This is a genomic window from Pontibacter diazotrophicus (assembly GCF_003367245.1).
Taxonomy (GTDB): domain Bacteria; phylum Bacteroidota; class Bacteroidia; order Cytophagales; family Hymenobacteraceae; genus Pontibacter; species Pontibacter diazotrophicus.
Genome location: NZ_QRGR01000026.1, coordinates 1 through 16,434, shown reverse-complemented (window position 1 = coordinate 16,434; position 16,434 = coordinate 1). Strand labels below are relative to the sequence as shown.

General features: G+C 51.2%; 7 protein-coding genes. 5 read left to right on the top strand and 2 right to left on the bottom strand.

Features of this window, described 5'->3' with window-relative positions:
• Positions 1-8: 8 nt before the first annotated feature.
• A complete protein-coding gene (locus tag DXT99_RS20375; RefSeq protein WP_115567440.1) occupies positions 9-2,894 on the top strand; it encodes an FAD-binding and (Fe-S)-binding domain-containing protein in 2,886 nt (961 codons plus the stop codon).
• A 185-nt stretch (positions 2,895-3,079) separates the two neighbouring features.
• Here the strand turns inward: DXT99_RS20375 and DXT99_RS20370 are convergent, their stop codons facing one another.
• Together DXT99_RS20370 and DXT99_RS20365 are read right to left on the bottom strand one after the other, a co-directional pair.
• Positions 3,080-3,823: a DeoR/GlpR family DNA-binding transcription regulator gene (locus DXT99_RS20370; RefSeq protein ID WP_115567439.1), complete on the bottom strand. Its 744-nt coding sequence runs from the start codon at positions 3,821-3,823 to the stop codon at positions 3,080-3,082.
• Between the two features lie 233 nt (positions 3,824-4,056).
• On the bottom strand, positions 4,057-7,104 hold the full coding sequence (locus DXT99_RS20365; protein ID WP_115567438.1) for a glycoside hydrolase family 3 N-terminal domain-containing protein: 3,048 nt from the start codon (positions 7,102-7,104) through the stop codon (positions 4,057-4,059).
• Positions 7,105-7,445: 341 nt separating this feature from the next.
• Here DXT99_RS20365 and nagB point away from each other — a divergent pair, with 341 nt between their 5' ends.
• The 4 genes from nagB (at position 7,446) to DXT99_RS20345 (ending at position 16,349) form a co-directional block, all read left to right on the top strand.
• The gene (nagB, locus tag DXT99_RS20360; RefSeq protein WP_115567437.1) at positions 7,446-9,365 is read left to right on the top strand and encodes a glucosamine-6-phosphate deaminase; all 1,920 of its coding nucleotides are present in this window, start codon (positions 7,446-7,448) and stop codon (positions 9,363-9,365) included.
• Positions 9,366-9,917: 552 nt separating this feature from the next.
• Complete coding sequence (locus DXT99_RS20355) at positions 9,918-11,171, top strand: serine hydrolase domain-containing protein (RefSeq protein WP_115567436.1); 1,254 nt, start codon at positions 9,918-9,920, stop codon at positions 11,169-11,171.
• A 587-nt stretch (positions 11,172-11,758) separates the two neighbouring features.
• The gene (locus tag DXT99_RS20350) at positions 11,759-15,358 is read left to right on the top strand and encodes a PVC-type heme-binding CxxCH protein (RefSeq protein ID WP_115567435.1); all 3,600 of its coding nucleotides are present in this window, start codon (positions 11,759-11,761) and stop codon (positions 15,356-15,358) included.
• A gap of 76 nt (positions 15,359-15,434) precedes the next feature.
• A complete protein-coding gene (locus tag DXT99_RS20345; protein ID WP_115567434.1) occupies positions 15,435-16,349 on the top strand; it encodes a sugar phosphate isomerase/epimerase family protein in 915 nt (304 codons plus the stop codon).
• The last annotated feature ends 85 nt before the right edge of the window (positions 16,350-16,434 follow it).

The window sequence follows — 16,434 nt, the reverse complement described above, 5'->3', positions numbered from 1 at the left end:
CTTCCTTTATGAAGATAGATAAGCTTTTGGAGGCTATTCTGCCAAAAGCGCGAATTAAATCACGGCTCATCGACGTCGTGTCTTACGCTTCTGATGCGGGCTTTTATTATCTGAGGCCAGAAGCTGTTGTGCAGCCTGTTTCGGAGGAAGAAGTAAGAGCTCTTTTTGCGCTTTCTCATCAACACAAAGTACCGCTTACCTTTCGTGCGGCTGGCACAAGCTTGTCTGGTCAGTCTATAACAGATGGTATACTGGTGGACCTGAGCCAGTTCTGGAACAAGGTGGTGGTGGAGGAAGAGGGGGCGCTGGTGCGGGTGCAGCCTGGCGTGATAGGGGCCATCGTCAATGCTTTCTTACGGAAGTATAAGCGAAAGATTGGCCCGGACCCTGCCAGTATAAATTCTGCCATGATGGGCGGCATCCTGTCGAACAACGCCAGCGGGATGTGCTGTGGCGTGAGCAAGAACTCCTACCATACCACAAAGTACATCCGGTTTATGCTGCCGAATGGAAATACGTACTCCACCGAGGCAGCCGCGGATTACGACCGGTTCAGCACTGAGTGCCCGGACCTGTACCGGCAGCTTCAGGCGTTGCGGGACCAGGTGAGGAATAGCCCCACACTGCACGAGATTATCCGGCACAAGTATAAAACCAAAAACACGGTTGGCTATTCTGTGAATGCCTTTATCGATTATGAGGATCCGCTGGATATTCTGGCGCATCTTTTAATCGGTGCCGAAGGTACGCTGGGTTTTATCTCAGAAGCCGTCCTGCGCACAGTGCCTGATTATCCGGCCAAGTCTACTGCGCTAATGTTCTTCCCCGATATTTACGCGGCATGCCAGGCGATTGTGCCCCTGTCAGTATCCGGAGCAGAAGCGGTAGAACTGATGGACAGGGCTTCGCTGCGGTCGGTAGAGCATATGGCGGGTGTGCCAGCAGAGATAAGAGCATTGCCTGAAACGGCTGCTGCCCTGCTGGTGGAATACCAGGGAAACAATCAGGAGGAGGTGCAGGGAAAGATCGCTAATTTCATCTCGGTTTCTCCGGAACTTGCGTTGCTGAACCAGCCTGTGTTTACCGTGAACCCCATTGAGCAGGCGCTCTTATGGAAGGTGCGCAAAGGCATGTTTCCGGCGGTGGGAGCTGTCAGGGCAAGCGGCACAACGGTTATACTTGAAGACATCGCGTTCCCTGTTGAAAGGCTCGGGGATGCCATTCTTGACTTACAGGGGCTCTTCAAAGCCCATGGGTATGACAAAGCCATCATTTTCGGGCACGCCAAAGACGGAAACATCCACTTTGTGGTCACGCAGGCATTTGACGCTCCAGCCGAGATTGAGCGCTATGACCGTTTCCTGCAGGAGGTGGTGGCCTTGGTAGTGCAGAAGTATAAAGGCGCCTTGAAGGCCGAGCATGGCACAGGCCGTAACATGGCTCCTTTTGTGGAGACAGAGTGGGGGAGTGAGGTGTACCAGATTATGAAAACGCTCAAGCAGATCATCGATCCTGATAATCTGCTCAACCCCGGTGTGATCATTAACCACGACAAAAACGCGCACATCCAAAACCTGAAAGACCTGCCGAAGGTGGAGGCGGAAGTGGATAAGTGCATGGAGTGTGGCTTCTGTGAGCATAAATGCCCCAGCCGGAACATAACGCTTACACCCAGGAGAAGGATTGTTGTCAGGAGAGAACTGCTAAAACTGAAGAGGCAGGGGAATAAAAGAGAGCACAAGGAACTCCTGCAGCAGTACCAGTACGACGGACTGGACACCTGCGCCGTGGACGGCCTGTGTGCCACCGCCTGCCCCGTGGACATTAACACCGGTGACCTGGTAAAGCGGCTTCGGAGGGAGAACCACAGCGAGTTTGTAAATAACGTGGCGCTGCTGATTGCTAAAAACTTTAAGCCAGTGACCTCGGTGGTTAAAGCCGGGCTACAAGCAGGTGCCGGAATTAACAAACTGCTAGGGGCACATACACTGGCAAAGCTGACGAAGGGCGTAAAAGATGTGCTCCCTGCATTCCCGCTGTGGTCAAACCAGCTTACTCCTGCTCCGGACATAGCAGCGCATATTGCCAAAGCAGTTGGCTCGAAAGAGAATGCTGCGGTCGTGTATTTCCCTACCTGTATTTCCAGGACCATGGGAACCTCAGAAGGAAGCAAAAAAAGTATTGTGGAGACGTTCAGCAGTGTTTCCGGGAAAGCAGGCATCAGTTTCCTGATTCCGCAGGATATAAATGGAGCCTGCTGCGGTCAGATTTTTTCCTCTAAAGGGTACAGCAAAGCCTACGCGTTTACAGTAAACGAAACCATTGAAAAGGTGTGGCAATGGACAGATGCCGGAAGACTGCCGCTTGTGCTGGATATAACATCCTGCACGCATACCCTGCAAAACTGCCGGCCAGCGCTTTCGCCTGAAAACCAGCAAAAGTTCGACGCGATCCGGATCATCGACAGTATTGATTACATATCAGATTTTCTGCTGCCCCAGGCAAAAGTGCTAAGAAAGAAAGAGCGGGTGGTGTTACATCCTGTTTGTTCACTGCAGAAGATGGGGTTGGAGGCAAAGTTTGTGAGCATTGCAAAGCAACTGGCGCAGGAGGTAACCGTGCCGGTGCAGGCAGGCTGTTGCGGTATGGCAGGCGACAGAGGCTTTCTGGTGCCGGAACTTACACAATCTGCCACCCTCCCGGAAGCGCAGGAAGTAAAGCAGCAAACCTACGACGGCTATTACTCCAGCGCCAGAACCTGTGAAATGGCTATGTCAGAAGCTGTCGGAAAGAACTATGAATCGATTGTGTACCTGCTGGATGAGTGCATGGAGCATAGCAGTAACGACGTAAGCAGGAGTAGGGTAGAGGGAGGAGCGCCTGTTGTGCTGTAGCTTGTAAAGGCAGGATTGTTTCATTCTCCATTTCACTGGCGCAAGTTTTAAAACTTGTGTCTAAAGATGATGTCGAGTTTGTAACTCGACTGGGCCAGAGGCCCAACTATGAACCACATTCGCGTGACGCAAACAAGGGCAATGATAGAATGAGCAGCCCTGCCTTCAAAGGAGAGGTGCTTTTGCTAAAGTAGCGTTAGCACCCGGGTATAATCGCTGAGTTCTGAGTCATCAGGCGACAAGTCTGTCGCAAGGTAATGAATAGCGTTAAGCTCGCAAACTTTCATGTTCTGGTTGGAGCCGAGCTTTTCAGCGATACTCATGATGGCTGTTCTGTTTGCTGATTTTATCATCGCTTTTTTCACCTGCACCACTTCCCAGTCAGAGTCTGTTACGCCGCCTTCTATGGACACACTGTTTGTGCCTAAAATACACAGGTCCACTTTGATTTCCGAAAGCTGGCTGATGACCTGCGCACCAATGCTGATGTGTGAGTTCTTGGATAGCTGGCCACCCAGTAGAAACACATTCACGCTGGAGCGCTCGGCAAGTTCGAGGGCAACCAGCGGGCTAACTGTAAAGACAGTGCATGTCAGGCTGTCTGGTATCATGCGGGCCACCTCTATCATGGTGGTTCCACCACCTACCAGCACTATCATCTCCTCTTTAATCAGTTGTATAACCTTTCGGGCAATCTCCTTTTTAGATTCCTTCGCATAAACATCTGATTGCTGGAAGGGGTAGTGAAAAGACCTCGACAAAGCTCCTCCATGTACTTTCAGGATCTTCCCGCTTTCGGCCAGTTCATTTAAGTCCCTTCTTACGGTGTCCTCCGATACATTCAGCTTTACACTGAGATCTGATGAAAGCACTTTGTTGTGTAAGTTTATCTGCTTTATAATAAAAGCCTGCCGTTCTTCCTTTAACATGCTGTTTGATGATGGGGTAAGACTCAAATATAGATTAATTTGATGTAATAAAACAGATGACTCTTTTTCTATAACCCCTAAATTTTTAAACATCATTACCCATAACACCAGGGCGTGCAGCGCTTTCGGAATGGCTGAATGAGCACCTGGTTAAGCTGAAGAAAGGACAATTGAAAAACTTGCTGTAGTAAAAAATGAGCCCGCTCCGGATTTTCAGAGCGGGCTCTTACTTGCTATTGCTGCACAGAAGCAGCACCGCCGCCACTGCTCTTTGCTTTTTCCATGGCTTTATATACTACCTGAAGCACCTTGGTGCGGGTGTTAAGTTTGCTGAGCTTGGAATTGTCGCGGGTAGGGTTTACGCGGTTCGATAGAAACACGTAAACAAGGTTGTTCGTTGGGTCTATCCAGGTATAAGTGCCTGTAAAGCCGGAGTGGCCGAAGCTTTCTGCCGGAGCACTTTTTGCTGCATTGCTGTTTTCGGCACCTGGCCTGGCGGGTCTGTCAAAGCCGAGGGCGCGATAGTTGCCCTGGTCGCAGAACTGGCATTTGCTGAAGGCGCTGACCGTATTGCCTCCAATATAGGCTTTGTTCGCGTAGGTGCCATCGTTCAGGTACAGTTGCATCAGCTTGGCAAGGTCGTTGGCATTTCCGAACAAGCCGGCATGGCCACTAACGCCGCCCAGCATGGCCGCGCCCTCGTCATGCACCGTGCCATGCAGCAGTTGCTTCCGGAAGTGCTGCTCATATTCTGTCGGCACAATCCTGGACTGTGGGTAAGATTTGTATGGGTTGAAAGTTAAACTTGTAGCGCCAATCGGCTTGTATAGCGTTTCTTTCAGGTAGGTTTCAAATTTCTGCCCTGTAATAGCTTCTACTACTTTAGGAGCCAGAATAAAGGAGAGGTCACTGTATACGTAGCCCGGCTTTTGGTTCAGCGGAGACTCCTTTATCTGTTTGTAAATCTTGTTTGCGTACTTGCGGTGGATGTACAGGTTGTCAGCTACCTTAATAGGGAAGCGCGCGGAAGAGTCTGCTTTAAAAGTATACCACTTAAACTTCCCGTTTTTTCTCACCGTTGTTTTCCAGAAAGGGATCCATGACTGCAGGCGTGCCTGGTGCGTCAGGATATCACGGTACTTCAGGTTTTCTTTGTTAGAGCCAGCCATCATGGGTAAATAAGAGCCCAGTGTGTTAGTCTCATCAAAGCGGCCTTCCCCTTTTAGTTTCATAAGCGCCGCCAGGGAGGTGCTGATTTTAGTGACGGAAGCCAAATCATACAAATCCGTGTTCTGTACAGGTGTCTGATTGTCGTATGTATGGTATCCGAAAGACTTGTAATAGATGATTTTGCCGTTTTTAGCTACCAGCACCTGCGCGCCCGGCGTGGCTTTTTCCTGTATAGCCTGTGCTACAAGCGCGTCGATGCCTGCAAGGTCCTGCGTCTTTAAACCTACAGCTTCAGGAACGGAGTAGGCAAGTCGAAGATCTCCCTGTGTTTTCAGGCCGTCTCCTATGCGGAAAGCATTTGATATGGTAACCGGAAGCTTGCCTTTTGCGCCAATACCCCCGAAAATCAGCTGGGCAGCTAAATCCTGTGCCAGTTCGTTTTCCTGGTAGGCGGCAAGCACAGCATCTGCTTTGTGCACATCCTCGAACTTAGCCAGGCTGTACACATTCCCGAATACGTTTACAATAGTGGGTTTCGTGCGGATGAGGTCTTTCAGGAACAGGTTCATTTCCGCTGTGATGCCAAAAGTGCCGCTACCTGCTTTCAGCTGCAGCTTATGAACTCCTGCAATAATCAGGTTATAGCTTTGCAGGCGTTCCTTCATGCGCTGCAGGTCTGCAATAGAGCTGTTAGGGGAAAGGAAGAAGGTATCCACCTGCGTGTATCTCGCCAGGCCCCGCTGGAAATTGGTTTCTGTCGTGGTGCCAATGGCTAAGGCGGCGATTCTCAGCGTGTCCAGTGTCTGGATAGGGAGAATGTTTTTCTTGTTGCGGAGCAGTGTCAGGGAGGCTTCCGTCAGTTGGCGGTTCAGGTATTCAGCGTGCGGGTTGTTCAGGTCCTCAATCAGGTGCTTCGTCTCGATAGGCTGCCATTTGTCCAGCCCCATCCATTGCTTTGCGGCCAGCACTTTCCGGCAGCGGGCATCTACCTCTTCCTGCGTTATCTCCTTGTTTTCGATGGCTTTTTTTACTTCTTCAATGGTTGTTTTTACATCCATCGTATTCAGGAGCACGTCGTTGCCTGCCAGCAATGCTTTTACATCCACAATGCCCGGAGGGTAGAATTTTGCTACACCCTGCATGTTAAGGGCATCCGTGAATACCAAGCCTTTGTATCCTAAGTCTTTCTTAAGTAAATCTGATACAATAGACTTTGACAGGGTAGAGGCAAGGTTGGGTGTGTTGTCCAGCACCGGGATGTTCATGTGCGCCACCATCACGCTACCCAGCCCGTTCGCCATCAGTTGGCGGAAGGGGTAGAGTTCTGTAGAGTCCAGGCGGAGGCGCGAGAAGTGAATAACAGGCAGCCCGTAGTGGGAGTCTACATTGGTATCGCCGTGGCCGGGGAAATGCTTGGCGCTGGCCAGCACGTGCTGGTCCTGCATGCCCTTCATGTAGGCAATGGATTTTCGGGCTACATTATACTTGTCCTCACCGAAAGAGCGGAAGCCGATTACCGGGTTATTAGCATTGTTGTTTATATCCACTGTCGGTGCGAAGTTGATGTTGATGCCCATGCGCTTGCACTGGCGGGCAATCTCGGCACCCATTTCGTAAATCAGCTTCTCGTCTTCTATGCCACCCATCGACATCTGGTACGGAAAGCGCGTGGTGCTATCCAGGCGCATCGACAATCCCCACTCCCCATCAATGGAAACCATCAGAGGTACTTTGTTTTCGCTCTGGAAGCGATTTGTCATCTTCGCCTGTCTTACCGGCCCACCCTGAAAGAAGATAACTCCTCCCACTTTATAGGTCCTGATCAGGTTACTGACAGAGTCGATGTGCGCCTGATCTCTGTTGGAGTACACCGGGATCATAATGAGTTGTGCAATACGCTCCTCAGGTGTCAGGGTATTGAATACAGAATCAACCCAAACCTGGTTCGCGCCTAAGAACGGCGGGTCTTTGGCAGGGTCAAAGGCAGGAGGCGTTTCAGTTGTACCTGCAGGTTTGCGGGGTTTTGCGGTATTAGTCTGCCCCTGCAGGTTTTGGAGCCCAAAAACCACCGACAAGAGGATTGAGAGAGAGAATAGGCAATACTTCTTCAAAGCTATTAGATTTTATGTAGTAGCAGATATACTGCAATTTAAGATTATTTAGCTAAGTTGTTATTTTTATTTGCGGTATTTATTTTTATTCACGCAAATAAAAGCAATATTAGCAGGAAATTATGGATAGGGCGGCGCATAAGGATTGCATGCATCTGTGAAGAAGGATAGTTCATAAATTAAGCTATTGATGCAGCTCCTTCTGCCTGCGTTTCAGTTGCTGGCAATGTTAATAACCAGGCTTACAAAGTATGATGCAGGGGAAAAACAGGAAAGAGCATTCTAAGCCTGCCATGCGTGATGGTATCTCATAAAAACACTTCAACCACATTATATAAACTATGGCCCGTTTAAATTTACTTGAAGAGACGCGCTTTGAGAAACTTCCGGTAACGGTATTTCCTGATGAGCACGTTGCCTCCGCAAAGGTAGCCCAACGCATTGCTGACCTTATCCGCAGCAAACAGCAAAGAGGGGAAATGGCCGTGCTGGGGCTTGCCACCGGTGCCACTCCTGTAGGCGTGTATGCTGAGCTGGTGCGCATGCACCGGGAGGAAGACCTGAGCTTTCGGAACGTAATTACCTTTAACCTCGATGAGTACTTCCCGATGCAACCCACGGCAGCGCAAAGCTACGTGACGTTCATGAACGAGAACCTCTTCGACCACATTGACATTGACCGGAAGAACATCCATATTCCTTCCGGAACACTTCCGCAGGAAGAGATTCATGACTTCTGCCTGGCCTATGAGCGTAAGATAGAGGCCCTGGGCGGATTGGACCTGCAGATTCTTGGTATTGGCCGTACCGGCCACATCGGCTTTAACGAGCCGGGTTCTGCGCCGAACTCCGGTACCCGCCTCGTTACCCTCGATGACCTGACACGCCGCGATGCTTCCCGTGATTTCGGCGGCAAGGAGAACGTGCCCACCAAAGCCATCACCATGGGTATCGGCACTATCTTTAAGGCACGCGAGATTATCCTGATGGCCTGGAGCGGGAAGAAAGCCCCTATCATCAAAAAAGCGGTGGAAGGCGAGATGTCGGGAGAAGTGCCTGCCACCTACCTGCAGCTCTCGGATAATGTAGAGTTCATCCTCGACGCAGACGCGGCCTCTGAACTGACGCGCTTCGACACGCCATGGCTGGTGAAAGACTGTGCCTGGGACGAGGCGCTGATAAAGAAAGCGGTCATCTGGCTGTCTAAAACCGTGAAGAAACCGATTCTGAAGCTAACGGAGGAGGACTACAACAGCCATGGCATGGCGCAGCTGGTAACTGAGAAAGGCTCGGCCTACGATATCAATATCCATATCTTTAACAAGCTCCAGCATACCATCACGGGCTGGCCGGGAGGCAAGCCTAATTCCGACGACTCGCAGCGTCCGGAGCGGGCAACGCCGGCCCGCAAGCGCGTGCTTATCTTCTCGCCGCATCCTGATGATGACGTGATTTCCATGGGCGGTACCTTCATCCGCTTAGTGGACCAGGGGCATGATGTGCATGTGGCCTACCAAACCTCCGGCAACACGGCCGTGTGGGACGACGACGTGCTGCGCTACATGGAGTTTGCCATTGACTTCAGCAAGAGCATTGGTGAGAAGAACGGTGAGCTAAAATCAATTTACGAAGGTATGCGCAGTTTCTTTGAGGAGAAGCAACCGAACCAGCTCGACACGCAGGAAATACGGAATGTGAAAGCCTTCATCCGTAAAAGCGAGGCTTTTGCGGGGGCACGATACGCTGGTCTTGACGACGAGCATATTCACTTTATGGCGCTTCCCTTCTATGAGACGGGCAAGACAGTGAAGAACCCTGTTACGGAAGCCGATGTTGAACTGACGATGGAGCTGCTGCAAAAGGTAAAGCCGCACCAGGTTTTCGCAGCCGGGGATTTTGCCGATCCGCACGGCACCCACATCGTCTGCTTCCGGATTGTAGTGGAGGCGCTGAACCGCCTGCGGCAAAAGGAGGAGTGGGCGAAGGACTGCTGGCTGTGGATGTACCGTGGTGCCTGGCATGAGTTCGAGACACACGAGATTGAGATGGCCGTGCCGCTGTCGCCGCAGGAGGTGGAGCGTAAGCGCAATGCCATCTTTAAGCACCAGTCCCAGAAGGACCGGCCTGTGTTTCCGGGCGACGATGCCCGCGAGTTCTGGGTACGGGCAGAGCAAAGGAACCGTGAGACAGCCAAGAGTTATGACGGCCTTGGTCTGGCAGAATATGAGGCGATGGAAGCTTTCGTAAAGTGGAATTTCTGATTAATGCCTTTTAACTCATTGGTATAAATTGCGCAAAAAAGCTGCCCTGCTTTATCATGTGTCTTTCTGGTTATAGAGGTTGACCAGAACTTTTGTAAACCACCAAGGCGCATTTTCACTGTCATTGAAAGCAACAGGCTCATGAATTATCGGTTCATGAGCCTGTTGCTTTTGCCATCTTCCCAGGTCCTCCAACAAACCTCAATTAGAAGCAGGCCAGTTCAGATACTTAGGCGCTTCATTTTCTGAGTTCATAAATTAAAAAGACGATTACTTTAAATTGTCTCTCTTATACACTCCCAAACCTTTCGCTCTTCACCCACCTGGCATTATCTATTGCATACGATGGATAATGTCGCAATTCTGCGGGATAATCTGCAAGAAATATCTTATATTAGCTGTATAAGATGCTATTCCTGGAAATGGGCTTGCCCGAAACAGGAATAAGCAGCACCCAAAAGTTTGCAGGCAGTGGGCTGACTCAATAATAGAGCAGCATGAAATGGTGGATTTTTCTTCCTACTGGTCACCTGCAAGAAAATAATCTCGCCCATGAACAGGTTACTTCTCCTCCTTCTATCATCTGCCTTTTTCTTTTCCTGCCAAAGCAAACTGAAGCCAGCGCATGATACCATAGCAGTTCAGCCTGCTGCTTTTGCCGACTCCCTGACAAAGGATATCAATGAAATTCATAAACAAGGACATTTCAATGGTCTTGCTGTTGCCATTGTGAATGAAGGCGGTACACTTTACCAAAGCGGTTTCGGATTCTCGGATGTGCAGACCAAAGAAGAGTACTCTGAAAACACTATTCAAACCATAGGTTCGGTATCGAAGACTTTTATTGGATTGGCTCTGATGAAAGCCCAGGAGATGGGAAAACTCCACCTGGATGACCCCATTAATGCGTACCTGCCTTTTGACGTTGTCAATCCTTACTTCCCGGCGCAAGCCATTACCATCAGGCATTTGGCCACGCATACATCTACTATCACCGATACAGAGGAATACTTTAACAAGGTGTATATCCTTAAAGAAAAGAGAGACCAAAACAAAGCTGCATTTAAGGAACTGCCCCAAAGCTTCAATCCTCCTGAAACCGAAATCCCGACAGCTGATTTCCTGGAAAAAGTGCTCAGTAAAAATGGCGAGTGGTATAAACAAGAAGTATTTCTGAACAGGCAGCCAGGGGAGCTTTTCGAATACTCCAATGTGGGAGCTACACTCGCTGCTTTGGTTTTAGAAACTGCCACACAGGAAAAGTTTGATGTTTTTACTACAACACATATTTTGGAGCCCTTGGGAATGAGTGCTTCCGGTTGGAGTTTTGGGCAGGTAGATTTTGCGCGGTTCTCAAAGCTGTATGTCAATCCGCAAGCGGAAGTTCCACCCTACGCGCTGATTACGTATCCTGATGGTGGTTTCATTACTTCTGTGAACGATTTGGGGAAGTACTTAACAGAGCTAATCAGGGGTTACGCGGGGGAAGGAATAATCTTAAGCCGGGAGAGCTACAAAGAGCTGTTTACGGAACAGCTCCAGGCAGTGCACTTTACGGACCGTAACGAAAACAACCCGTATAACGACGAATACAACACGGGAATTTTCATGGGTTTTTCAGCGAAGGGTTACATCGGCCACACAGGCGGCGACCCTGGTACAACAGCGTTGATGTTTTTTAACGCAGACACCAAAGTTGGGCGAATCTTCATTACCAACACAAACTTCCATGATAAAGAAGGTCAGAGAGAACTCTGGGCAATTTGGGATAAACTGGATGAATACAGCGGTAAATTAAAAGAATGAAAGCCTCCGGGCAACAGAGTGCGCCTCGGCCTGCTCCGTAAATTTCATCCGGAACCTCCAGCAACCTGGCCTTCTCCAGTGTACTTATTTCGTATTCAGCAGCAAAGGGCTAGGGCCTTGTCGTGGAGCCATTGTTAATATAGTATTGGTATTTGCTAATTCTGAAGAGGCAAAGGATAAGTGTATTTATTACGTTTGCGTAGGGAGCTTTCAATGAAATTGATTATATTTCAATTATAATTTTATTCATGAGCCAGAGCATCTGACTTGAAATACTATTGGCTATAGACTGAAGGAGTTGTTTATCGGTGAATTGAACAGTTCGTTTCGCTTCTTTAAATGTAGATAATAAATCTTTTAAGTCCAGATAATTTCAGAAATGGTATAACCCGATTGTTATACGGAGTGATTAATCACTGCTACTAATCATAGCTTATGCAAACAGCTACAACTAAGAAATCATAAAGAAATCAGCAAAGCCTTAAGGGTCTTTAGACGCTGATTCTTGTGTTTCTCTTGATATGGTTTATGCTTATAGTACTAAATAGAAGTCATATATTTATAAAAGTAATATTAGGAACGCTTATATGAAGAAGTTACTGTGCATTATTGTTATTTATAGTTTGGTGATAGGCGGTTGTTCCCAGAGAGCGCAAACGGGACAGAGTGCCCAATCCGACGCTCCTGCCAAAAGGATTGATATCCTTTTCCTCGGGCACGAGAGCAGGCACCACGACTCCGAAAAGTTCTTCCCAATGCTGGCGCTCCCCTTATTCCAGGAAGGCATCAACCTGCACTATACCGCAGATCCGGATGACCTGACGGCAGAGAACCTGGAGGACTACGACGGTCTGATGATCTACGCCAATCACGAGGAAATCACTCCGGAGCAGGAGCAGGCGATGAGAGAGTTTGTGGAGGGAGGCAAAGCACTTATCCCGATTCACAGCGCCACCTACATGTTTCGCAACTCCGACTGGTACGTGAGCGCGGTGGGCGGGCAGTTTAAATCGCATAAGGTAGGCACCTTCACCGCCCCAATCGTAATGCCGGAGCACCCCGTCATGCAGGGGCTCTCCGAGTTTGAGACCTGGGACGAAACCTACGTGCATCATAAAATTAATCCGGACATGACGGTGCTGATGGAGCGCGTAGAGGGAAATCACCGCGAACCCTGGACTTGGGTAAGAACACAAGGCGAGGGGAAGGTGTTCTATACCGCCTACGGCCATGATGAGCGGACCTGGAACAACCCCGGCTTTCATAAACTGGTGGCAAGCGGGGTGAAGTGGGCCGTGAGCGACGAGGCAAGGGACCGGTTGGCGCGGCTGGATATTCCTACTCCCAACTTTGAGGAAGCGGACATTCCCAACTACGAGCAGCGGGATCCGGCTCCAAAGTTCCAGCACGCACTTTCCCCGGAAGAATCCCAGAAACTGATACAGGTGCCGGTTGACTTTGAACTGCAGCTGTTTGCCTCTGAGCCCGATATCATTAACCCCATCGCCATGGCCTGGGATGAAAAAGGCCGCCTCTGGGTGATTGAAACAGAAGATTACCCGAACGAGGTGCGTGACGAAGCGGGAGTAGGCAAAGACAGAATTAAAATCCTGGAGGACACCGACGGCGACGGCAAAGCAGATAAATTCACTGTTTTCGCGGATGGACTGAACATCCCCACCAGCCTGGCTTTTGCCAACGGTGGTGTGATTATCTCCATGGCTCCCAACTTTGTCTTTCTAAAGGACACAGATGGGGATGACAAAGCCGATGTAAAGGAGAACATCATCACAGGCTGGGGCAAAACAGATACACATGCGGGGCCATCTAGCCTGAAGTATGGCCTGGACAACAAGATATGGGGCGTAGTGGGTTACGCTGGTTACAACGGAACAGTAAGCGGCAAAGAGATGACGTTTAGCCAGGCCCTCTACCGCTTCGACCCGAATGGTGAGAATCTGGAGGCCTTGGGCAGAACCACCAACAACACCTGGGGCCTTGGCTTCTCTGAGGAATTTGATGTATTTGTATCCACCGCCAACGGCCTGCACAGCGCCTATTTTGCCATGCCTAACCAGTACGCCAAGAGGGCAGTTGTAGGCGGCTCGGGCAACACGGTGTATCGCATCGACACACACTACGACATGCCGCACATTACCCCGTACCTGCGCCAGGTAGATTTCCATGGCGGCTATACAGCTGCGGCAGGGCACAACATTTACACGGCAAGAGACTATCCAAAATCTTTCTGGAATAGCGTGGGCCTCGTAACAGAGCCTACAGGGCGTGTACTACACAAGGCTGTCCTGGAGCGCAAAGGTGCTGGTTACACAGAAAAGAACGGCTTTAACCTGCTGGCAAGCTCGGATGAGTGGTTTGCCCCTGTTCACGCAGAGGTAGGGCCCGACGGAGCCATCTGGGTGGCCGACTGGTACAACTTCATCATCCAGCACAACCCGACACCGCGCGGCTTTGAAAACGGGGAGGGCAACGCCTACGTGAACCCATGGCGCGACAAGCAGCACGGCCGCATCTACCGGCTGGTATATAAGGGCGCAAAGCCTTACGAACCCATGCAACTGACTGCAAGCAATGCAGAAGGATTGGTAGCCGCTTTGAGCGACGATAATATGTTCTGGCGCACCACAGCGCAGCGCCTGATTGTGGATAATCGGAAAACCGAGGTTATCCCAAGCCTGTATGCCCTGATCAACGACCAGAGCGTGGACGAGATAGGATTGAATAGTCCTGCTGTGCACGCCCTGTGGACGCTGCACGGCTTGGGGGCCCTGGACGGCTCGAACACTGAGGCACTGGAGGTGGTGACCAAAGCGCTGTCTCACCCGGCTGCCGGCGTGAGAAAGAATGCGGTGCAGGTGCTGCCAAGGGATGAGAAAACGCTGACCGCTATTCAGAATGCAGGTTTGACTAACGATAAGGATCTGAAGACGCGTATGGCTGCTGTGCTGGCCATTGCCGACATGCCTGCCTCCCCTGAACTGGGAAAGCTGGTATATGAGGAAAGCAAGAAGCAGGAAAACGAGGAGGACGAATACCTGCCGCAGGCATTTTTCGCTGCAGCCCTTGCCCATCAGCAGGGATTTATGGCAGCGGCTCCCAATGACCTGTCCCTGGAAAGACCGGATTCAGTGCTGACACTCTCAGAGCGTTTGGTTAAGAGCATGGGCCAGGAACAGTACAGGCTGGACAGGTGGACACCTATCATGTTCCCGCCGGATGTTACTGGCAAGGAAATCACTGTGCGTGCTTCCATAGGCCCGTCAGACGATGGCTTTGAGGGTGTGGTGATGTCACATGGTGACAAAGATGCCGGGTACAGCCTCTATGTGCAGGATAACAAATTGCACTGGTTGGTGAAGCAGGACGGAAAGGCTTATAAAGCCACCACCACAACAGCTTTACCTACTGAAAGATTTGATGCGGTAGCCAGGTTGTCTTCCGGAGGCCTGATGACAATAAATGTGAATGACGCAACCGTGGCAGAGGCCCAGGCCCCATCACTTTTCACAGAGCCGCTGGCGACGGAGGAAGTGCGTACAGGCCGTGATTTGAGAGAAGGAGAAAACAGAGTGGGCGACTACCTTGATAGATTTTATTTCAAGGGCCAGTTGAGAAGAGATGCCAGCCTGGAGTTAAAGCAGCCTGTTGCTGCGCCCAAGCAAACAGGTAACACAGTAGCTGCAGCAACGAAAGAAAGAAACGAAAGAGCAGCTGCCGCCAGCACCAGGCCAGCCGCTAAAACGGCCGCCGCCAAGCCTGCTGCGAAACCTACAGCAAAGGGGGCAACCATCGACATTAAGGTGGTAGAGCACGAGATGAAATTCGACAAAGAGACCTTTACTGTGAAGGCGGGCCAAAAGGTAACGCTCAATTTCTCTAACCCGGATTTCATGCAGCACAATTTTGTCCTCATTATGCCTGGTACGCTGGAGAAGGTAGGGAAAGCCTCCGACGTGCTGGCCAGAGACCCGAAGGGTGCCGAGAAGAATTACATCCCGAATATGACGGAAGTAATCGTCGCCACTCCGCTGGTAGACCCGCAGGGAAGGGAGACATTAGTATTCACTGCACCCGATAAGCCGGGCGAATATCCCTTTGTGTGTACCGTACCAGGCCACTGGCGCCTGATGAACGGAGTTATGAAAGTAGAAGCAAGTAATCTATAGCAAGGGAATAACGTAGTGGTGCTACGGGAGAAAGGAGAAGTCCCCGCCACCTACTAACAGCAAAAACGATAAATCAATGAGTTTACAAGACATAAAGTTCGGCGTGAGCACCTGGCTCTGGACCTCGCCCTTCAGCACCGACACCGTCTCCCTCTTCCCCAAGATAAAGGAGATGGGCTACGAGGTGGTGGAGATACCGGTGGAGGACCCGGCCCTGCTGGACGTGGAGAAGGTAAAGCATGCGCTGGCGGAGAACGGGCTGCAGCCGGTTATCTGCGGCGCCTTCGGCCCCAGCCGCGACCTCACGCACGAGGACCCCGCCTACCACCAGACCAGCTTCGACTACATAGAGGCCTGCATGGACATCTGCGTGGCGCTGGGCGCCGGCTTCTTTGCCGGACCCATGTACTCTGCCGTGGGCAAGGCCCGCCTGGTCTCCCCCGAGCAGAAGAAGGCCGAGTGGGAGCGGGCGGTGACCAACCTGCGCAAGGTGTGCGACATGGCCGAGGAACGCGGGCTGAAGATTGCCCTCGAACCCCTCAACCGCTTCGAGTCGGACCTGGTGAACACGGCAGAGGACGTGATGCGCCTGGTGCGGGACATTGACCACCCGGCCGCCAACGTGCTGCTCGACGGCTTCCACATGAACATCGAGGAGCCCGACATCGAGCGGGCCATCCGGCTGGCCGGCGACAAGCTCATCCACCTGCAGGTCTCGGAGAACTACCGCGGCACCCCCGGCACGGGCCAGACCCGCTGGGACGCCTACAGGCGGGGGCTGGAGGCGATAAACTACAAAGGCGCCGTCTCCATCGAGAGCTTCACCCCCGAGGTGAAGGAGCTTGCCGGGGCGGTGTGCATATGGCGCCCGCTGGTGCCCAGCCAGGACGGCTTCGCCAGAGAGGGGCTGCAGTTCCTGCGGCAGTGGGCGGAAGGCACAGAAACCGCTGGCCGTGAGGCAAGGGAGAAAGCGACCGCTGAGACAAAGTAAAACATCTGTTCAACTGTAAATAAGACATACTACATCATGAGCCAGAAGAAGATAAACGTGGCAATCGTGGGGCTTGGCTTTGGGG

Bases quoted from the DNA above. Each gene is read 5' to 3' on its own strand.
- nagB (WP_115567437.1), top strand. From the start codon at position 7,446: ATGGCCCGTTTAAATTTACTTGAAGAGACGCGCTTTGAGAAACTTCCG.
- DXT99_RS20370 (WP_115567439.1), bottom strand. From the start codon at position 3,823: ATGTTAAAGGAAGAACGGCAGGCTTTTATTATAAAGCAGATAAACTTA.
- DXT99_RS20345 (WP_115567434.1), top strand. From the start codon at position 15,435: ATGAGTTTACAAGACATAAAGTTCGGCGTGAGCACCTGGCTCTGGACC.
- DXT99_RS20350 (WP_115567435.1), top strand. From the start codon at position 11,759: ATGAAGAAGTTACTGTGCATTATTGTTATTTATAGTTTGGTGATAGGC.
- DXT99_RS20375 (WP_115567440.1), top strand. From the start codon at position 9: ATGAAGATAGATAAGCTTTTGGAGGCTATTCTGCCAAAAGCGCGAATT.
- DXT99_RS20355 (WP_115567436.1), top strand. From the start codon at position 9,918: ATGAACAGGTTACTTCTCCTCCTTCTATCATCTGCCTTTTTCTTTTCC.